Source organism: Pseudomonas psychrophila HA-4 (assembly GCF_000282975.1).
Taxonomy (GTDB): Bacteria; Pseudomonadota; Gammaproteobacteria; order Pseudomonadales; family Pseudomonadaceae; genus Aquipseudomonas; species Aquipseudomonas psychrophila_A.
Genome location: NZ_ALJC01000006.1, coordinates 40,793 through 60,717 on the forward strand (window position 1 = coordinate 40,793; position 19,925 = coordinate 60,717).

The 19,925-nt window shown below is 54.4% G+C and carries 20 protein-coding genes; 9 read left to right on the forward strand and 11 right to left on the reverse strand.

Annotated elements, in window-relative coordinates; genetic code table 11:
* Window positions 1–34: 34 nt before the first annotated feature.
* Together B347_RS0100395 and B347_RS0100400 are read right to left on the reverse strand one after the other, a co-directional pair.
* Entirely contained in the window at window positions 35–346 is a 312-nt protein-coding gene (locus B347_RS0100395) for an I78 family peptidase inhibitor (protein ID WP_019407745.1), read from the reverse strand.
* A 162-nt stretch (window positions 347–508) separates the two neighbouring features.
* Window positions 509–814, reverse strand: coding sequence for a hypothetical protein (locus B347_RS0100400; RefSeq protein ID WP_019407746.1), 306 nt, complete (start codon window positions 812–814; stop codon window positions 509–511).
* 159 nt (window positions 815–973) lie between these two features.
* Here B347_RS0100400 and B347_RS0100405 point away from each other — a divergent pair, with 159 nt between their 5' ends.
* From B347_RS0100405 to B347_RS0100445, 9 genes are all read left to right on the forward strand, one after another.
* A complete protein-coding gene (locus tag B347_RS0100405) occupies window positions 974–1,174 on the forward strand; it encodes a hypothetical protein (protein ID WP_019407747.1) in 201 nt (66 codons plus the stop codon).
* A gap of 475 nt (window positions 1,175–1,649) precedes the next feature.
* Window positions 1,650–2,729, forward strand: coding sequence for an asparaginase (locus B347_RS0100410; protein ID WP_019407748.1), 1,080 nt, complete (start codon window positions 1,650–1,652; stop codon window positions 2,727–2,729).
* Between the two features lie 205 nt (window positions 2,730–2,934).
* Window positions 2,935–3,186, forward strand: coding sequence for a DUF1654 domain-containing protein (locus B347_RS0100415; RefSeq protein WP_019407749.1), 252 nt, complete (start codon window positions 2,935–2,937; stop codon window positions 3,184–3,186).
* A 4-nt stretch (window positions 3,187–3,190) separates the two neighbouring features.
* Window positions 3,191–3,880 (forward strand): endonuclease, encoded by a 690-nt coding sequence (locus tag B347_RS0100420; RefSeq protein ID WP_019407750.1) that lies wholly within the window; start codon window positions 3,191–3,193, stop codon window positions 3,878–3,880.
* 181 nt (window positions 3,881–4,061) lie between these two features.
* Window positions 4,062–4,508 carry an NUDIX hydrolase gene (locus B347_RS0100425; protein WP_019407751.1) on the forward strand — a complete coding sequence of 149 codons (447 nt, stop codon included), beginning with the start codon at window positions 4,062–4,064 and terminating at the stop codon, window positions 4,506–4,508.
* A gap of 157 nt (window positions 4,509–4,665) precedes the next feature.
* Window positions 4,666–5,379, forward strand: a complete 714-nt coding sequence (locus tag B347_RS0100430) for a GntR family transcriptional regulator (protein WP_019407752.1) — start codon at window positions 4,666–4,668, stop codon at window positions 5,377–5,379.
* Window positions 5,376–6,380, forward strand: coding sequence for an ADP-ribosylglycohydrolase family protein (locus B347_RS0100435; RefSeq protein ID WP_019407753.1), 1,005 nt, complete (start codon window positions 5,376–5,378; stop codon window positions 6,378–6,380). The genes B347_RS0100430 and B347_RS0100435 overlap by 4 nt, the downstream gene beginning before the upstream one ends.
* A gap of 93 nt (window positions 6,381–6,473) precedes the next feature.
* Window positions 6,474–7,937: a purine-cytosine permease family protein gene (locus B347_RS0100440; RefSeq protein WP_019407754.1), complete on the forward strand. Its 1,464-nt coding sequence runs from the start codon at window positions 6,474–6,476 to the stop codon at window positions 7,935–7,937.
* A complete protein-coding gene (locus tag B347_RS0100445; RefSeq protein WP_026013908.1) occupies window positions 7,930–8,874 on the forward strand; it encodes a PfkB family carbohydrate kinase in 945 nt (314 codons plus the stop codon). The genes B347_RS0100440 and B347_RS0100445 overlap by 8 nt, the downstream gene beginning before the upstream one ends.
* A gap of 440 nt (window positions 8,875–9,314) precedes the next feature.
* Here B347_RS0100445 and B347_RS0100450 read toward each other — a convergent pair whose 3' ends face one another.
* The 9 genes from B347_RS0100450 to B347_RS0100490 form a co-directional block, all read right to left on the reverse strand.
* Complete coding sequence (locus B347_RS0100450; RefSeq protein ID WP_019407756.1) at window positions 9,315–11,636, reverse strand: SGNH/GDSL hydrolase family protein; 2,322 nt, start codon at window positions 11,634–11,636, stop codon at window positions 9,315–9,317.
* Window positions 11,637–11,719: 83 nt separating this feature from the next.
* Window positions 11,720–12,487: a gp53-like domain-containing protein gene (locus B347_RS0100455; protein ID WP_019407757.1), complete on the reverse strand. Its 768-nt coding sequence runs from the start codon at window positions 12,485–12,487 to the stop codon at window positions 11,720–11,722.
* Window position 12,488: 1 nt separating this feature from the next.
* Window positions 12,489–13,097 carry a putative phage tail protein gene (locus tag B347_RS0100460; RefSeq protein WP_019407758.1) on the reverse strand — a complete coding sequence of 203 codons (609 nt, stop codon included), beginning with the start codon at window positions 13,095–13,097 and terminating at the stop codon, window positions 12,489–12,491.
* Window positions 13,090–14,160: a baseplate J/gp47 family protein gene (locus B347_RS0100465; RefSeq protein ID WP_019407759.1), complete on the reverse strand. Its 1,071-nt coding sequence runs from the start codon at window positions 14,158–14,160 to the stop codon at window positions 13,090–13,092. The genes B347_RS0100460 and B347_RS0100465 overlap by 8 nt, the downstream gene beginning before the upstream one ends.
* Complete coding sequence (locus B347_RS0100470) at window positions 14,160–14,438, reverse strand: phage GP46 family protein (RefSeq protein WP_019407760.1); 279 nt, start codon at window positions 14,436–14,438, stop codon at window positions 14,160–14,162. The genes B347_RS0100465 and B347_RS0100470 overlap by 1 nt, the downstream gene beginning before the upstream one ends.
* A gap of 141 nt (window positions 14,439–14,579) precedes the next feature.
* A complete protein-coding gene (locus B347_RS0100475; protein WP_019407761.1) occupies window positions 14,580–15,140 on the reverse strand; it encodes a phage baseplate assembly protein domain-containing protein in 561 nt (186 codons plus the stop codon).
* Window positions 15,137–16,252: a phage baseplate assembly protein gene (locus B347_RS0100480; protein WP_019407762.1), complete on the reverse strand. Its 1,116-nt coding sequence runs from the start codon at window positions 16,250–16,252 to the stop codon at window positions 15,137–15,139. Before B347_RS0100480 ends, B347_RS0100475 begins: the two co-directional genes overlap by 4 nt.
* Complete coding sequence (locus B347_RS0100485; RefSeq protein WP_019407763.1) at window positions 16,242–17,567, reverse strand: DNA circularization protein; 1,326 nt, start codon at window positions 17,565–17,567, stop codon at window positions 16,242–16,244. Before B347_RS0100485 ends, B347_RS0100480 begins: the two co-directional genes overlap by 11 nt.
* On the reverse strand, window positions 17,564–19,783 hold the full coding sequence (locus tag B347_RS0100490) for a phage tail tape measure protein (protein ID WP_020424493.1): 2,220 nt from the start codon (window positions 19,781–19,783) through the stop codon (window positions 17,564–17,566). Before B347_RS0100490 ends, B347_RS0100485 begins: the two co-directional genes overlap by 4 nt.
* Window positions 19,784–19,925 lie beyond the last annotated feature (142 nt).

Sequence of the window (19,925 nt, forward strand, 5' to 3'; positions counted from 1 at the left end):
GGGTTTTTTATGCCTGAAACTTCGCTAGGCGTGATTAACCGCAGTTAACACGGGTAATGATTGCGTTGTCATCAGCATTGAGATTCAAGCGATCAGAACGGTACTCCAGGGTCATGACGTCGTGTGGCAACAAGATGCGGGCGTTCTGAGCACCCGCTTTGATACGGGCTTGCTCCAGCAGACCAGACGATGCCTTCTGGCCAATTGCAAAAGCGGCTGCTTTGGCATCGCATCGCGTGTGCCCGGCCTCAGCCACAGGTGCCTTAACAGCGTCGCTCGTGCTGCTACACCCAGACAGCGCGACGACTGCCAACAATGAACCCAATGACACTAGCTTCCAAGACATGAAGCCTCCTTAAGATGAAAAGTCGGAACCCTTGCGACAGCTTTTACGCACATAGGTTGCATGGGGTCTGACAGCAAAATCCGATCAGCCCTAGGGCACGAGATTTTGCCCCACCGAATGCAAACTGCGCTCACCTAATCGTGACGAAATATGTACAAACGCCTAATAGACATCAATGTAGTCGAAAGGAGGATTGGGCCAGTTTTCTTTTAAGGCATTGAAAATCTGCATAACCCAGACTTCATCACTCGCTGCAACATTACCGACATACCCCGAACCTGCCGCCCACGTTTCGAGCCTAAACAGCAGCCCATCGATATCGACACCGCCCACCACACCTGAAGAAATATAGGCGACACCCTGCTTGGTAACGCGCAACTGAGTGTGCACATCATCACTGGCTGAGGCTAATAATTGGCTAACCGCTGAAAGGGTCAAGCTTTCTGGATTTTTTAAATCAATCTGCATACAGCCTCCCCATACAAAACGCTAGTGTGTCATGCAGCAGCGACATCTTGCGAAAGTTAAGACCCCGAGAGAGCAATGCCATGATTAATTTTGCTCTTCTGATCGCCTCAGGATGGCATTTTGCTAAAATTGCGCTTTCGACACCCTCATGAGATACCCATGACCACAGTCACCATTGATGCAGATATCAAAGCCAAATGGCCTCAAGGACAATGCTCCTACAGCCCAGGTAGCCCTGAAGAGCTAGCCATCATCGGCATTGATCTGTTGGTCAAAGAACTCGGTACAGAAGCCGCACGTGCTTTTGTCAGTCAGGTTTTCGAAAAGTACAAAGACCCCGAAACCTCAAAACCGGTTTAAGCACCGCACTCCCCCACACGTGCAATTGATTTGGTGTGCCACCCCTCTCAGGCACACCTTGGCTGAGACAATAACTGTGTAGCCATCTCGGTCAACTGCAGAGCCGACTGCACGACCGTCGCAAGCGCCGGATACACACAGCGGCTGACCAGCAATTCATACAGCCAATCCACGACAATTGCTCAAGCGTGCGGGCATTGCGCTCAGAGCGCTGTGCGCAAAAAAGCCATTGGCAAACCACTACCCAGTCGAATCTCCGAACGAATAGCACCTTCAACGTTCGGGAATCCGCACCGTTTCAATACAAGAAAAAATCCAATAGAAATATCTCCTTAAAAATCAATTATTTAACAACGTAACTAATCATTTCTGAATTTGGCATAAATAGTGCCTTGATATGGCCAGCACTTGCCCAGAGATGGCACGCGCCGCGCCAACCTGTGCAACTGTGCGCTCACCAATAAGAGAGAAAACAATGAAAACAGCTGTCTTGAAAACTATTGTTCCGGGCGCCTTGGCCCTTCTGTTGTCCCTGCCGACTGTGCAAGCTCAAGAGGCCGTCACCAAGCCAAATGTGGTCATTCTTGCAACGGGCGGCACCATTGCCGGCGCCGGCGCCAGCGCTGCCAATAGCGCAACTTACACCGCAGCCAAAGTGGGTATTGATCAACTGATCGCTGGCGTTCCGGAGCTGAGTCAATTGGCTAACGTGCGTGGCGAACAAGTTATGCAAATTGCCTCCGAGAGCATTACCAACGACAACTTGCTGCAACTGGGCCGCCGCGTCGCCGAACTGGCCGACAGTAAAGATGTTGATGGCATCGTTATCACCCACGGCACCGACACCCTCGAAGAGACCGCTTACTTCCTCAACTTAGTCGAAAAGACCGATAAGCCAATCATCGTTGTCGGCTCCATGCGCCCGGGCACTGCCATGTCCGCTGACGGCATGCTCAACCTGTACAACGCAGTGGCCGTTGCTGGTAGCAAAGACGCTCGTGGCAAAGGCGTACTGGTGACCATGAACGACGAAATTCAGTCTGGCCGTGATGTCAGCAAAATGATGAACATTAAGACCGAGGCGTTCAAAAGCCCTTGGGGCCCACTGGGCATGGTTGTAGAAGGCAAATCCTACTGGTTCCGCTTGCCCGCCAAGCGTCACACCATGGATTCTGAGTTCGACATCAAAACCATCAAAACCCTACCAAACGTGGGCATCGCCTACTCCCACGGCAACGTAGACGACACGGCCTACAAAGCTCTGGCACAGGCTGGTGCAAAAGCCATCATCCACGTAGGTACAGGCAACGGCTCTGTCTCGTCCCGCGTCGTACCGACCCTGCAAGAGCTGCGCAAGGATGGCGTACAAATCATTCGCTCTTCCCACGTAAATAACGGCGGCTTCGTACTGCGCAACGCAGAACAGCCTGACGATAAATACGACTGGGTCGTCGCTCATGACCTTAACCCGCAAAAAGCTCGCATCCTGGCCATGGTTGCACTGACCAAAACCCAAGACAGCAAAGAGCTGCAACGGATGTTCTGGGAATACTAAAACCCTCGCGCCAAGCGCTGCCCGGCGCTAGGCATCCCACCACTCATTCGCCCGAATGAGTGGTCTATATTGTTGATTTTCCTCTTGTTCGTGCACTAAACCTAAAAAACGCAGTCCGATCCTGGCAGTGAGAGATATTCAAAGAGTTGCCAAATCTCTCGCAGTTAAATACTGTATGCACATACAGCTAACCAAGGATCGCATCATGGCTAAAAAAGCGGCGAAAGAACCGACCCTTCCGAGCCCGTACGAAGTTTTCGGCATGCGCATACAAAAAATCATCAGCTCGCCTAAGGCTCAAAAAGACCGAATGGCGGTGCTGGACCGGCAGGAGGGTGACAACCCGGAATTCTGGGAGCGCTTGCTGGAAGAAATTTCCGAAAACGATAACGTCACCATCGCTCACCGTGATTGCGGCGGCGTCAATGTTTTCTGGACCGTACCTGAGGAAGACTGAGTCAATGAGGGTTCGTTTACTGGCATTTGCCAGCCTCTTTACTGTGTTAAGTGCACACGCCGCCGCCCCGCAGACATTCAGCGAAGCTAAAAAAATCGCCTGGAAACTCTACGAGCCTCAATCGACAGAGTTCTACTGCGGCTGCAAATACTCCGGCAACCGTGTTGATCTAAAAGCATGCGGTTACGTACCGCGCAAAAACGCCAACCGCGCAGCGCGTATCGAGTGGGAGCATATTGTTCCTGCCTGGCAGATTGGTCATCAGCGTCAATGCTGGCAAAACGGGGGACGAAAAAACTGCACCCGTAACGACGCGGTCTACAAAGTGGCAGAAGCCGACCTGCACAACCTTGTGCCGAGTATTGGCGAAGTAAACGGCGATCGAAATAACTTCAGTTTTGGTTGGCTGCCGACACAACCTGGCCAATATGGCTCGTGCCTGACTCAAGTCGATTTCAAGGCTAGAAAAGTCATGCCGCGTCCGCGCATTCGCGGAATGATTGCACGTACCTATTTGTACATGAGCAAGCGCTATAACCTGCACCTCTCCAAACAGGACCAGAAACTGTACGCAGCCTGGAACAAAACCTACCCGGTGCAGGACTGGGAGCGTCAGCGCAACCAAGCTGTGGCCTGCGTGATGGGTCGAGGTAATGACTTTGTCGGCCCAGTCAATCTCAAGGCCTGCGGCTAGCCACGCGTTGCTATGTGCCCTGTTGAGCCCGCAGGGCATGTAGCAACGCTTGAAGCCGTTGTTTGAGCTATAGCCCCGCGATTGCGTTCACGGCTAAGATTGCGAGCTAACTCTACTTCCTCAAAGTGGCGAACTTACAACATCTATTATCCTTCGTCTAACTGTCACAGCGAGCACAACAATGCGCCAGCGACCCGCCTCCCGATTACTCGTCATAAGCCCTGAAGATCGCGTGCTTCTTTTCCGCTTCACCCACAAGAAAGGAGCATTGCAAGGCCAAGAATATTGGGCCACGCCCGGTGGCGGGGTGGAGCCTGGAGAAACCTTTGAGCAGGCTGCCATTCGAGAGCTCTATGAGGAAGTTGGTGTAACTGCACACGACGTGGGGCCCGTACTCGCTCAGCGGTTGTTTGAGATGCAACTGCCGGAGGGTGAGTGGGTAATGGCCGATGAACGCTTCTTTATGGTCCGCGTTGACGCCCAACACGTGTCCGATGGCGGCTGGACAGACCAGGAGCGTGAAGTTATGACTCAACATACGTGGTGGTCGCGGATGGAGTTACAGCAAACATCAGCCCTGGTTTTCCCACAGGACTTACTGTCGATACTGGGTTCACATCTTCCGTGAACCTGTTACAAACGGGACATCAACGTCTGGGTTTTTCCCCACAAAAGAGGTTCAGGGTCATTCCCTCATGCGCTGAATCGTTTTTGTCTGTAAGTAGATGAGATTTCATGGATCTCATTTATTGCCGAACTGTTAGGCCTGAGCTATTACTCTCGGGATGATAAAACAAGCTCGATTTAACAAGAAACAACAGGTCGTCAATGAGCTCGTCCGCCAAATCGAAAACGGGCTTATGGAAGACGGCTATGTCTTGCCTGATGAAGATCAGTTGGCTCAAGAACTGGGTGTCAATCGCAATACATTACGACAGGCGCTGACAGAGTTGGAGCGACGCAAGTACATCGCTCGAAGTTCCATGGGAGGCTCTGTCGTAACCTTTGACGGCATACCGCTTGATCAGAAAAATGGTTGGGCGCAAGCACTGGCCAGCACTGGAGCACGCATCCATACCGAACAACTCAAACTTGAGTCCGTCGATCGCCCGGAGTTAACCCTTCGGTTTGGCCTGAGCCATTTCATCATGCTGGAGCGTCGTCGGCGCCGCAGCGATGGAACTGCTATTTCCCTAGAGCGTTCATTTATGCCAGCTACCGGCGGGCTTGAAGGGTTGCCACGAATTGGCATGATTGATGACTCGCTCACCATTACGTTGGCCGCTTATGGCTTTATCGGCGATCACGGCGACCAGTGGATTGGTGCCGAGCCACTCAACGAAGAAGATGCGCAGTTGCTTGGACGCCCCGCTGGCACGGTGTTCCTTAAAACTTTACGCACCACCTATGACCGACATGGTCGACTCATGGAGCATGTCGAAAGTTGGCTGGATCCCACGCACTTTCGTATGCATCACTCATTTGGAGCCTCGGCATGAAGTTGACTGAGCGCGCACTCGGCGCCTTTTATGGTCTGGCATTAGGCGACGCCTTGGGCATGCCCACCCAGTCCTTTAGCCGAGCGCAAATCCTCACACGCTTTGGTCCGATTACTCACTTGCTAGATGCGCCAGCCGATCAGCCCATCGCCCCCAACATGCCCGGGGGTTCGATCACCGACGACACTGAACAAGCCATTCTGGTCGCTCAATTGCTGGTGGAGGGCAACGGCAATATCGACCCCAGCACCCTTGCGCAACGCCTAATCAACTGGGAGGCCACGATGCAGGCCAAAGGCTCGCAAGACCTGCTGGGGCCCTCAACCAAACGCGCTATCGAAATGATTCTTGCAGGCCATAGCTCAGAAGAGTCCGGGCGTTATGGCACGACTAACGGCGCCGCCATGCGCATCACACCGGTGGGCATAGCGGCCGATATTAACCAGCCAGAATCATTCATCAAGGCTGTGGTTCAAGCCTGCCAGGTAACACACAACACCAGCCTGGGCATTGCCAGCGCTGCGGCGGTGGCCGCAGTGATCTCAAGCGGCATCAACGGCAGAAAACTTCAACACGCGCTCAATGCGGGCACTGAAATGGCCTACATAGCAGAACACCACGGCCACTGGATCGCTGGTGGTCGCATCGGGCCGCGTATTCGCTGGGCCAGACAGGCCAGTCATGAATGCAACCCCGACAACCTCGGCGATTTGCTGTACGACGTGATTGGCACCTCAGTCGCGTCTCAAGAGTCTGTGGTGGCCGCCTTTGCTCTTGCGCAACGGGTAGCCAGTGGCAACCTCAGTAGCTTCAGTGCGTTGTGCATCGCCGCCAGCATTGGCGGCGATACCGATACCATCGCCGCTATTCTCGGCGCCATGCTCGGCGCGTGTGCGGGCCTGGAGCACTGGCCGAACGCACTCATCCAGCAAGTCAAAGCAGTCAACAACCTACAGTTGGAGCCATTGGTACAACAGTTACTAACGCTACGCAGCGTGTAATAAACCCGCGAAGGACCGCAACACGCCAGGACTCACCCAGAGCCCCAACCTCTGCGCCTGGGAAGACAACATCCGCATGAGGAACAGCATCCCATGAGCAATCCCAACGCCGGGCACAGTGCCGGGCAACTGGAAACCCGTGGTATAGAACCCGTCCCCGAAAACGAGTGCAAGGGCAACCCGCTGCAACTGTTCTGGGTTTGGTTTGCGGCCAACATCAGCATTCTCGGCTTGCCGCTCGGCGCAACGCTGGTGGCCTTCCACCAACTGGCCATTTGGCAGGTCATCCTCGTTGCCTTGATCGGTGCAGCGGGCTCGTTCGCGGTGGTTGGCGTGATATCCATCGCCGGACGACGCGGTCGAGCGCCAAGCCTGACACTGTCGCGAGCGATCTTTGGTGTGCGCGGCAACATTGGGCCTACGCTGATTTCTCTGATATCACGCGTCGGCTGGGAAACCGTCAACACCACAACCGCCGCGTTTGTACTGCTGGCGTTGTGCGCAATCGTGTTTGGCACGCCCACCGAAGCTAAAAACGCACCACTGTTGACCCTACTCTTTATCGCGATTTTCACTCTGTTGACCCTGTCCGTTTCAGGAATGGGCCATGCCACCTTGCTGGTCATTCAAAAGTGGGCGACCTACCTGTTTGGTGCACTCAACCTGCTGGTGGGCGGTTTTCTGTGCGCCACCATTGACTGGCACGCTGTGTTCAGCACCAGCCCAGCGCCGGTCAGCTCAGTGGTTATCGGCATTGGGATCATGGCGGCAGGCACCGGGATCGGTTGGGCGAATGCCGGCGCTGACATGTCGCGCTATCAACATCGCAGCGTCAGCGCGACCCAATTGGTAGCCTCCGCGGCCTGGGGCGCAGGCATTCCGCTGGTCCTACTGATCACCTTGGGCGGCTTGTTGTCAGTCGGCAACCACGACCTCGCCTCAGCCACCGATCCCATCGCAGCAATCCGCAACATGTTGCCCGCATGGATGGCAGTGCCCTACCTGCTGAGCGCGTTCGGCGGCCTTCTGTTGTCCAATCACCTGTCAGTGTATTCGGCGGGGCTCACCACCCTGACCCTAGGGATCAAAATCAAGCGAGTACAAGCCGTTATTGTCGATATCGTGGCCATTTTTTGTGGTTCCATTTACTTCATGCTGTACGCCGATAGCTTTTATGGCCCCTTCATCACCTTTATTTCACTGACGGCAATTCCGATTACTGCATGGGTCGCGATCTTTGTCGTCGACCTAATCCATCGCCAGTACTACAGCGCCAAAGACCTGCTGGATGTCAGCCCCAGCTCCTTTTATTGGTACCACGGCGGTATTGAATGGCGGGCACTGAGTTCCTGGGCGCTGGCTCTCGTACTGGGCCTGTGCTTTACCCGGGTCGGCAGTTCAGATGCCGACTGGTTCGTCGGGCCACTGGCAGACTCATGGCTGGGCCATAACGGCCTAGGCTGGATCGTGACATTTGTCGTCGCAGGGGGGGTGTATGCGCTGCTCGGTGGCGCCAAAGACCGCCGACATGCTGTACCGGGGCCTGCCAATGTCTAGATTGCTGCACACCGGCCAAGTAATCATCGACTTGGCTATGGCACTCGACACCTTGCCCCGCTCCGGCGGCGATGCGTTAGCCAAAAGCGCCAGCTTCCACGCCGGGGGCGGCTTCAATACGATGGCGGCCGCGCAACGCAACGGGCTGAAAACCTATTACCTTGGCCGTCATGGCCAGGGGCAGTTCGGCGATATTGCACGTCTGGCCATGCAGGCGGAAGGCATTGAGGTCATCCAGCCGATTGATCCAAACATGGACACCGGGCTCTGTGTGGCATTGACCGAGGCCAACGCCGAGCGAACGTTTATTTCCTACATTGGCGCAGAAGGTGCTCTGTCGAGCGATGACCTTGCAACGGTGGCTGTTGAACCCGACGACTACCTGTATGTCAGCGGCTATAGCCTGCTCAATCCGGGCAAAGCCAGACCGCTGCTCACTTGGCTGTGTGGGCTGGATCGCAGCGTCCATGTCACATTCGATCCGGGGCCATTACTGCAAGATATCGACCCCACCTTGATCAGCGCTTTATTGCCCCGGCTGCACCTGTGGACCAGCAATCGGAGCGAAGCACAAGGTTTCACTGCCAGCTCCACGATTGCAGACGCCCTGCTCGCCCTGAAATCGCAGCTGCCCAGCGACTGCCTGGTGGTAGTCCGCGACGGCCCGCAAGGCTGCTGGATAAACGACGCTCAAGGGCCGCAACTGATTGCCGGCTTCAACGTTCACGCTATCGACAGCAATGGGGCTGGAGACGCTCACACCGGGGTCATGATTGCCGCGCTCAGCACAGGCAACACGGCGCTGGATGCGGCCAAACGTGCCAATGCGGCAGCCGCTTTGGCCGTCACCCGCCGAGGACCTGCCACCGCTCCACATGCCAGCGAAATCGACCTGTTTATAAAAAGCCCCCACACTCAGGCACACAATCAGTATTGAGACAGAGCAAATCATACAAAACGTTACCCGCAACCCGACCAAAGACTGTAAGCAAATAGCCATAAATCTGTAGCCAAATGCTGGAAAAAACTCAGGTTGCTGTTTTAACCTTACGCTTTGGCTCCATTCCAGCAACACCAGCGCCCGACAACTCCTACAGGATGCCGGGCCACTTGCGTGCAGGTCGGGCGGCGCCTCTCTTACTGTGTGACGATACTTTTGAAATTCATCATTATTGCTGTTTACGTTTTGTCCATCGCATATTGTAAGCGCGCGATTGATTTGGCACTACCTAACGGGATATTTGGCATAGCCTTTTCATGGTGGTAGCTCAGTTATTCGCGATTGATTTGGCACCTAATTTAACCAAAACAAAATATAGAGACTACGTAGGCGCAGTTGCTGGAATTTCGCTAGGTGTAAAACTGTTTAAGACCACACTACCTAAAAGCTTCTAGGCCACGAAGTATGCCAATAGCCACCTCGGCGACTCTGGCGGCCCCCATTTTATTAGGGTGCAACAGTGCCCCATCGTCATTGATATAGGTTCGGATGTTCAACGCATTCCAACCTGCATTACCCTGCACATCTACACACGGCAAGCCCCAGCGCTTGCAAGCAACCCGAATTGCCTCTGCGTAATCCAGCGTCGTCAAACCTTGCGTGTTGGTATATGCGTTTGGCCACCCGCGCTTGGCAAAGTCGTAAATTTCGCCATATGGAAGGGTGAACAGTGCCACCCTCTTGGCCGGGAAACGGGCCATCAACTTGCCGATCAGGGTATTAAGTGCGCCGTAAAAAGTCAGCGGATCAGTGGAATCCTGCGCGCCTAACGGGACGTTCTGCGCCCAGTCGTTAGTACCGGCCATGACTGTAACCAAATCCTGTGTGACCGGAATTGCGTTGATTCGGGTGTCCTGACACATAGCGGTGGTGTCTCCCACAGGACCTGACAGCTTCGTCCCACCAATCCCGAAGTTGGACCACTTTAACCCCAGGCTTGTTACTACGTCGGGCTGCCATGTCCCTTGCGCTGAGATGCTATCCCCCAAGGCCGCCCACGTTTTACCAGACCATTTGCTGGAACTCGCAGCGCCTGATTCTGAGTTTACCAGCGTCTCGCCATTCGGGCCTTCTACCTTCCAGCCGTAAGATTCAAAAGACGTTGATACGGCTCCTTTTTCCAGCTGGAACATATCCAGGTCGGTATGCCAGAGTGTGACTCGCGCATACGCTGCGCCAGCGGGGACAGCAAAAGTGAAGACGCCGCCTCCGTCATTTATCCCGCCCGCTATGACGGTAGAACCATCTGCGGCGAAGTAGCAGCTAAATCGCATTCTTCTGTTCGATACATATTGCTGTCCTGCTGTTACTGCGATTTTCTCTGTGGTGTCGTAGGTAGCCGAAGACGTCAGCGAGCCGCTAATCGGGTCAACTAGCTGACCAATAGTGGCCGCTGCTTTATTGAAAAGGTTTTTTCCTGCCTTAAGAAAATTGGTTTTTTCTCGCGTGACCGAGGCATCTTGCAGAGACGCAGTACCGACTGGTTCTTGAATCAACTTCTCGCCATTCGGGCCTTCTACCTTCCAACCGTACACCTCAAAGGATGTGGGTGCCGAGCCATGCTCAAGCTGAAATAGGTCTAAGTTGTTGTGCTCTAGGGTGATTCGCACATAAGCGGCGCCTGCTGGAGTCGTAAAACTGGAAATGTACTCGCTGGCTCCTCCTGATACCACGCCACCATCTGCGGCGAAGTAGCAGCTAAATCGCATTCTTCTGTTCGATACATATTGCTGTCCTGCTGTTACTGCGATTTTCTCTGTGGTGTCGTAGGTAGCCGAAGACGTCAGCGAGCCGCTAATCGGGTTAATGAATTGACCAATAGTGGCCGCTGCTTTATTGAAAAGGTTTTTTCCTGCCTTAAGAAAATTGGTTTTTTCTCGCGTGATCGAGGCATCGGCCATCGTCCTTCCACCTAAGGAGTTATCCTTTACCGCAAGCGGATCGAGAAATGCTCCTGCTATAAAAGGCTCAAAAGCGCTTTGCACTGAGCCGCTCTCTACCTGCGCAAATGCCCACTTGGATCCAGCACTAAACGAGCAGCGCATAAAGGCCGCCCCAGACGGAGCTGTCTGCGTTTTGTTCTGGTTGGCATCGCTAGTACCTGAAATGAAAACCTTTCTGGCGTTGTACCAGGTCCAATAATGCTTTTGCGAGGCGGTGTACACCTGTCCAGCGACGACAGGAATGAAGCCCGAACAGTTATAGGCGACGTTTGCTTGTAGGTCTCCCGCTATGGAATTAGGGAAGAATCCTAGCGCTACATCAGGTGCCGCAGGATTGAGTAAGTTCTTACCCTTGATCCCATTAACCTTCTTGTTGACAGCCTCTGCGTTAGGGTAGCGATCTACCTCAATCGCTACGCCAGCGCTGTTCTTGTACAAGATCAGGTACTCTCTCGACTCAGGGCTGGGCACGCTGAAGTAGCCGTCGTTATTGGTCCCTAGCAGCCCCAAAGCAGTGCTTGCGTAAGTCATCGCTCCAGCCGTCTGCGAAGCGACTTCAGCCAGAGACGCGGTTACTTTCGCCTGACCCAGCAACGCTTGCTTGGCAATCGTAGGCACAAGGCCAGACTCTGTAAGCACATCCTTTGAAGCGTCACCATTGATGTACTCGTGCTGTTTCCCGGCAGAGTCCTTGGCTTGGGCAGCAGCCTCCGCCAGTTGCCCGGCATAGGCCTGCAGCGATTCAATATCAGACATTTATGTTTCTCCAGGCGAAGAAATACCGCAGCGCTGGCCAGGTAATCGTTTGGGGTAGTTGCTGTTTGATGACTCGCAACGGACTAATATCCGGGGGCCTTGCCAATCGCACGCCAGTGAATCGTGGCGCTATATTTGTCGGTGTCGTTGAAGAGTTGGTATTGCGTGGCACTGATGGCTCGCGCACCTGCTGCGTTGCCGTCACCATCCTCAGCATTAGGCGTCACCTTGTTACCAAAGCAGTTGTAGACCTCTGCGAAGGGCGTCGGAAAATTGATGGCTGCACTCACGCTATCTGCGCCACATGCGCCGCTTCCCCATTGCTCTAGAAAGCCCGTGGCCTTATCAAGGTGCCAGCCCGTGGCCGCCATAAGCGCAGTATTTTTGTCTTGCTTGGTTGTCCCTAAGTTGTCTATCGCGGCTTGCTTCGCAACCAACGAGGTGTTTATGGCTGCCAAGAAGTCATTAATCGCTAACTTGGTGTAAGCATCTCCAATGCCATAACCGGCTAACGTAATCGCGTTGTTTGCCTTCTTCGAAAGCCACCAGTCCACTTCAGGCTGTGAATACGTCTCAAGCTTTGTATAGGCATCAAGAATGCCGTACCCGGCCAATGTCGTTGCTTTAAGTGGGAAGCTCGCCCCAAAGGCCTGAATGGCCTTGAGTAGCTGCGTGTTGTCGTTGGCATCAAGCTCAGGCAGGTAAGCCAGAATGAAGTTGGCCAGCTCTTCCTGAATCATGTTCAGCCACTCAGCCTTAAGTGGCGTTGGTGCCACTCCACCGGCAGCGGTGCCGTAGCGGAACAATCCCAAGACCGTGACTAGATCGGTCCAGCTGGAAATTCTTTGCATGCTATAGGTCCTCGATGCCGATCACGGCGGCGGGCACCACGTAATGGATGGCGTTAAACAGTTGGTCCACTTTGTCGGCAATGCCGTCGACGACTTCTTTGCCGTATCCGAAGACCACGTCTGTATTTCCCGGTCGGCGGTCGGTGATTCGAGACTCCATGGCCACGGCGGTGAATGCCGAAAGCGGCGCATTCATGCGCCAGGTGAAGGGCCAGTCGCCTGAGTAGATTGGATCGCCCGTGTTCAACAGGCCGACTACGGGAACCCTGAAGCTCTCGATGGTGGCTGGTACGCCGAAGAGAGAAGCCAAGCGGATGAAGTACGGAATGGACTGGCCGCCCAGGTCAGCCATGGCAGCCTCAACAGCCCGCACGCGCTCTTCCTGAGATGCACCGGCAGCCGGAGTCAGGTTGTAGGTCCGCTCCCAGTCGGTAATGTAGTCACCTGCCGTGCTGGGGAAAATAGCGCTCTCTATGGCTTCAAGGCCTTCCAGGGCATCGCCTAAAACAGTGCCTTCGGCAGTGAGTTGGGCCACTAGCACTTTGCCTTCGGGGTCATATGAGACCGGAGGTAGCAGCGTTTGAAGCTGCTCGATCAGGACATCACTCATCAAGGGCCTCCAAGGCAACGGTGCCGAGGCGAATCCAACTCACCACTGCGGGGTCGCTAGAGGAAGAGACATTGGTTGCAGGCGTGACCAGGTCGAAATCCACGACCCCGGCCAGGCTGCTAATTGCAGCTGTCAGGCGAATGCGATAAAGAGTTTCTTGCGGTATCAGCGGGTCGATGACGCCAGCAACCGCAGACTCAATAGGCCCTTGCAGGTCATCCAGCGCGTACCCTGTGGCCGGTGCCAAACGTAGCGCCAAATTGACGTCCAGGATGGCGGGAGTGAACACCCATATGTCCGCCCCGGCCGGTGCCACGCTGTCGATAAAGGCTTGGCAGGCAGCGATAATATCCGCCGACGACGGGCCCCCGGCCGAGGTGATCACCACATCAATGGCGTTGCCACCACGGCGCTTGGGAATGACCAGGACAGTGGATACACCGTCCACGGACAATGCCCAACGTCGATAGTCGGCCAGGTTTCCACCGCTCGGCGGGTTGCGCAGTACGTCCAAGTAACGGGCTAAAAGGCTCTCCTGCTTTTCATCGTCTGTGCCGCCCTTGAGTGCCTCCAAGGTACAGGCGCTGTCCACGCCCAAAGGCGGGCTGGTAAGGGTCGCGGCACCTGATAAACCGTTAAGCGCGGCTCCCGTGTCGATGGTTGCCACGGGAGCGACTGCGGTTCCGTTCGGGGCAAAGGTAACTGCCGCCGTCGTTGTAAGCACTGTGCCACTGGCGGTATGACGGGCTTGTGATCCGACGGGAAGTGGCACCCCCGCAGCGCCAGTGAGCGCGAGAGTGCTACCCGCTACCGTTGCTGATTTTGGGTACACATCACGTGTGGCCGCGTGCCTTTTGAGTTCGTCGAAGTCCGCGCTATCGGGGAAGATCTGCCTGGCAGTCCATGCCCCTTGCTGGTGAATGCCTTCGGCGACCGCAGAAACCGAACTGGCGCGGACATAGTGGTCGCTGTCACTGGTGATGTCGGCATCAGGTACTAACGCACGAATTTCGCGCAGGGCGCGGGTTCTAATAGTTTCGAATGGGGGAGCGATGTAGGGCATCAGATCACTCTCACTGATTGTTCAAAGGTCTGGCGACCGGTCGGTGCTTCGACTTCGATGAGCAGCCGTAGCCAGCCGTCATGCTTCTGCTCTGCCGACACATCGACAGAGGTTGCTCGGCCATCATCAATAAGTCCTTGCAGCGCCTGCTGGGCGTACTGAACGGCCAGCGTGCCGACACGGGCTTTATCTTTTTCCCGACGCAGTTCATGAAGTAGGGAACCCAACAAGGGATCGGCCCAGTAGCTACCGAATGGAGTCATAAGGCGCAGGTACACGGCGTTTGCCAGCGTTGAAATCCGCTGACCTGTCAAATCGCCTGTAGTTGGGTTTATGCCTGCATCCATGGGAAAACAGAGTGCCCCGCGTGCGTGCGGGGCGGAGTTTCGTCGGGGCGTAAGAATTTCGCCCCGGAAGGGTTACTGCTGCTGGGTTGGGGTAGGGCTATTGCCGTGTTGGTGGCCGTTGTAAATGTCACGGTCGGCTTGCATGCTACGGAGTTGGTCGATCACCTCGGCGTCCGATTGAATGTCGTCTTCAGCATGAATCTTTCCAGTGCTCTCAATCAGCGGTGTTTCAAAACGGACCTTTGTACCGGCTTTGATCAGTAGAGTTTCGGTCTCGACCTCGATCACACGCCCCCGCTTAAGATGAACGTGGTCGCCTTCGTCTGAATAAATGGCCACCTCGCCATCTTTGAGCGTGATCCGATACCGGGCGTCCTCACTCGCAACAACAACGGCATGATTACTGTTGCCGCCAACCGGAATGACTATGTATTCAGCTCCTGGTAAAGGCGCAGAGGTGTATCCATAGTGTTGGAACAACTCTCCCGTCACGGGCTCTCCTGCCAAGCCTTGAGCCTCGATACCAATCAGTTTGCCGTGAGCATTTCGAGCCGCCACCGCACGGAACGCCTGACGAAAATTGGCACGCTCAGCTTTGGCTTGCTCGCGAAAAGAACGCCCTAGACTTCTCATTGAATGCTCCTGATCATTTCAATAAAGGCCGCGTCCTTGTTCGACTTACCTTTGTGCTTTTTCAGTGGGTTCCCATCAAGAACCCACATCTTGTCTTCTCTGAACCGCAACTCCGTCATCGACCCTTGCCGGGTTAATCGCAACGTTCTAGACATAAGAAAGTACACGGCATCAAGGCCATGAGGCTCACTGCGGATAATGACGCGCTGACCTGGTGTCCAAACACTCCCATTGCCTGCTCGATGACCTTGAACGACAGCGCGAATCTCAAAGCCCTCCAGCTTGCTGTCAGCCAAAACCTTGCGTGCTCTCGTGGTGGCCATGCTTTGGTTTTCACTCGAACTGTCGATCACGACCTTGGGCCTGAAGATTCCGCGACGGGCCAAGGTGTCGTCCTGGACAACGGACTTCAAGTGCGAACGCGTAGTGTCCAGCCCGTCGTTGTCGTACTGCCCATGCTGCCCCAGCACAGTCACCTGACTGAATCGATTGGCGATAGATCGACGTACAGACAGTCGCTCGACGTTGTTTCCTACACCGTCCAGCCGCAGGATTAGAGTCGCAACTGGAGCCGATGTGTAGTCAGGCCCACCAACAACCAGCAAACCGTCCGGCTCGACCCAAGGCCACAATCCATTCGCCTCAGCTACCTGCAGAAGAGCCTCCCACGCTGATTGACCAGGTTCGATTTGAATACGGCGCCTGATTTTTGCATTGGCAGCGCGAATCTCAACACGTGTAATACCCAGCGGTGTTACTACTTGCTTGATGATTTCCGCCAGAGAGGCTTCTCGCATCGCCACAAATGGAGCTGAACAGTCCACCAGTACGGCAGCCTTATCCCGGCCAGTGACCCGGATCGCAATACCCCGACGTGAAATGTCGTGCTCAATCTCGTCTATCTGACCGGTCAAGACACGGTCTCGACCAAGCGTTAGTTCGCAACTCGCGCCCTCAACCAGGACTTTAGGGAGCTGTATCGTGTCACGAGTAAACAACTCCAACTCAAATGCATCAGCAGGCGTCAGCAGGTCAGACTCAACTGACCAGCCGTCCCAAGTCTCGTGAGTCAAACCACCGATAGACAGGCGAATGGTTTCGTCAGTTTGCATAAGCCCTCAGCACCGTTCCCGTCGCGACACCGTAGGGCGTGCGCAGTGTTGGATTAAGTCGCAGCAGCTCTTGGGCACGGGTGTTGTCACCGTACCAACGATGCGCCAGCAGTCGCAGGCTTGCAGTGCTTTCTACACGGCGTGTGATCAGCGGTGGGCGTTGTAGAATCACTTGACGTGCTCTTATCTGGATCAGAGCCGCAATGGTCCTAAGCCCCTCAATCACAGGCAAAGCAGTCTCAATCTCGTAAAGGCGACGGTGCAGCAAAATTGCGGACTGGATCAAACTCCGCACCAGGTTAACCAAACGCTCCAGTTCCTCTGGGCTCAGCGACAACTGATCCGTCTCGGCCTCGATCACAACACCTACCGCTTCGGCATAGCTCAAGGCAAACTCAGTGATGACCAGGACGACCAAGGCAAAAGCCACGGCTTCAATAGGATCGTCTGGCATAGCGTCAGGCAATGTGTCCTCATCAGGTTCCTCTCCCTGACGCCCTTTCGCTAATAACCCCGAACCAGTACGTGCCACTTCGGCGGGTAGAGCATCTGATCCAGGCATAGTGGACGGTATGCCTGACCTGGTTAACAGTTCAGTTGATGTACTGGGAGTACTCCCCTGAATGGCAGAGCGTATTTCGGTTGGCGTGCGTGCCAAGTCAGTCAACGGATCAAATGCGGTTGAAGTACTTTTAGCCATCGATGCAGCGCCGGAAACAACCCCGAGTATTTGTGACCGTAATTGCTGAAGGCGCAATGTATGACCTGGCAGGCCAAGCACTTTTTCCATCAACCCTGTCCAACCGCCACCGATCCATGACTGTATTTCGGAGACCAGGGAGTCAAGTCGACCGAACAAATCCAACACACCATCTTGCCACTTAGCCTCATCAGCCATGTCCAAAGTGCTGGTGTCGACAAACTCGAACTGCTGAGCAAAGAAAGGCTGGCCCGGCTTGCTCTCTAAGAACTGAACCGCGACTTCCGCATAGTCTCGGCGCTCTGCACGGTGGATCACCTGGTAAGTAGCATTGGTGACATTCACACTCCCGTAAATGGGGTGGATCAGTTCAGCTGTACCGCCGGTGTCTAATGCTCGGAGTAGGTTCTGCAACTCCAGCATGTAGTTTTCGCCAAAGATCACCACTTGCAATGCAAACTGGCGAGCACCCCGGCCCAAATCTTCTACATCATCACCATCCACATACGGCACACCATGCTGGCTAAGCGCTCGTTGTGCGGATAGGTCTTCACCGACCACATTGATAGGGACGCCACGATAAGATGCGTCCAGAAGGTTATCTGCCCAAGTCATTGGCCGCGTCTCAACTGGATGTCCAGGCGACGCTCGACCTCAGCAAAGATGTGGTCAGAGTCGGTTCGCAATTCAATTACCAGAGGCTTGCCAAGCAATTCGTTCAGCCTTTTGGCTGCCGCAATGGTGGCCATTCCAGAATCGACAGCGCGGTTGGCCACACCAGCCGCCCAACTGTTGGCTCCCTCGACTGAAGACCCGGCAGCAGTAAGGCCTGTTTCATTCTGTGCCAGACGCCGAGCCTGCTCTGAAGCCCAACTGGATGATTGGTTGGGATTTTGATCGAGCAAGGAAATACGATTGCGGTAATAAGAGGTTTGATAAGTGCGCTGGCCATCATTAAGAAGCTTGTCGCGGGCAACCATTGCCAAACGATCTTGGTCCGTTTGCTGTGCTGTCGAACCGCCGATCTGTAGAGCGCTTAAACCCAAGGCTGCGGGAGCAAACCAAGGCGCTATAAAACCACCAGGCTTACCCTTACCAGGCCCCGAAGGTAGATCAGGGGAACCAATACCGGCCATGTTGGAGGGCCAGTTGGTAACGAACACCGACGTAGTGCCCGTTGCTTCTTCTAATACCTTGCCCACGGCAATATTTTTCAAGGTATCTGCACCGCCAAGAAACTTGTTAAACAATGCCCCCGCGCCAGCTTTGGCACCGCGCCCCGCATAGTAGCCGCCAAGGCCCAGTGCCGCTCCACCAGCCAGCATCTGCTCGCCCGACAAGTTCAAGTCATCCAGGAGGTAGCTACCAATGTCAGCAAACCCTTTGTTCAAGGGTGTAGCCATGCGGTCAATCGCTTGGCCGAGCGTGGCTTTCACACGAGTGGCAACACCACTGGCACTTTCCGTGTTTTCCTTCAGGTCTCGACCAATAATTGGTCCTGAATCAAAAATTGCCGAAGATCCAGACGAGAAGTTCTCAAGCCTGTCGCCAGTTAGCATATTCCTTACACCGCGAACTGTGTCTTGGTCCATTCCCTTAAAAACAATCCCCATGAATCTAGCGCGCTCTTCATCAGTTTTCATTTTCTCGAACTTATGCTTCAAGTCACCAAATACGTTTTCAGGGTTCCTTGAACTACCGTCCTTATTAAAAAAACTGACGCCGCTAGTTTTTGTGATCTGATCACGATATTGCTTGACACTAAATATCCGAAGCGTTGATTCAGCTAGTGTCCCCAACCGATCGGGCTGTTGCTCTACGAGAGATAAAGCTTCAGTAAATGCCAGCGCCTGTGACAAGGACATCCCTGCAGCCGCTGCCGCACCACCAATTTTCGGGAATAAATCAGCAAGGTTTTCAAGCTCAGCATTACCAAGACGCCCGGCAACTGTCATTTTTTGCAGAAGATCTAAAGCAGCTCCAGATTTGTTTAAATCAATGTTGAAAGCACTGGCACCGGCAACGACAGCCTTTCCCAAAACAGCAGAGTCTGCCCCTGTAACTGCTGTTGATTGACCAATGGCATCCGCTGTCTTTTTGGAGGCGTCATAATTAACGCCGGAAGCAATCAGGGTATTGAAGCCGCTATCTACGTCTTCACGGCTTACTCCATATGTTTTGGCAATTCGCCAGCCTTCATTTCTCCATTCCTCTTTTTGCGCAGGCGTCATATCTGCAGTTTGCTTAGTACGGATTAATTGGCGATCTAGACGTGCATTGCCAGTTAACCCCGAAGCCAAGCCCAGTCCAACACCGAGTCCCGCCAATTGCCCCTGAGCTGTTGAACCAAGGCCTTTGACTCGGTCGAATTCTCGCCGGACACCTGCCGCCACAGTTTTCAGCATGCGCAGGTTACGGCCTCCGTTTTGCGCAAGACGACGAAGGCTGTCATCAGTTCTCTCAACACTTCGACGAAGAGGCTCTGTACCTTCTTTGGTCGTCCGCGCTAACTCTGCTTTTGAATCGCGTGCCGCTTTACGCCCAGCTTTAGCCATTTCCTTTAGTTCGTCATTGGTCTTACTGACCTCAAGACGGTTTTGTGAGCCTGCTTTCGTGGCCTCACGCATCGAAGTGCGAATGACCTGGTAACTGGCTGCGCCAACTTGTCCAACTTTGGTAATGGCAGCCCCGGCTTTCCAACTCTCATTGGCAAGAGACTTAGCGCCTTCTTTACCAGCCTTACGCAGATCACGCTCAAGTGCCTGAACTTCTCGTCGACTGTTGCCAGAACTGGCCTCAATGCGAAGCGCAACGCGCAGATCGGAACTCATCGAAGTTACTCCAGGTAGAATTACGGGCGGACTTAAGGCCCATGAACGGGCCTTATTTACTGCGTGCTTGGTCTTTTTTCTTTTGCCGCTTACTGACGTAACGCGGACCTTTGCGCTTGCCTATGATCAGTTCAATCCTGGC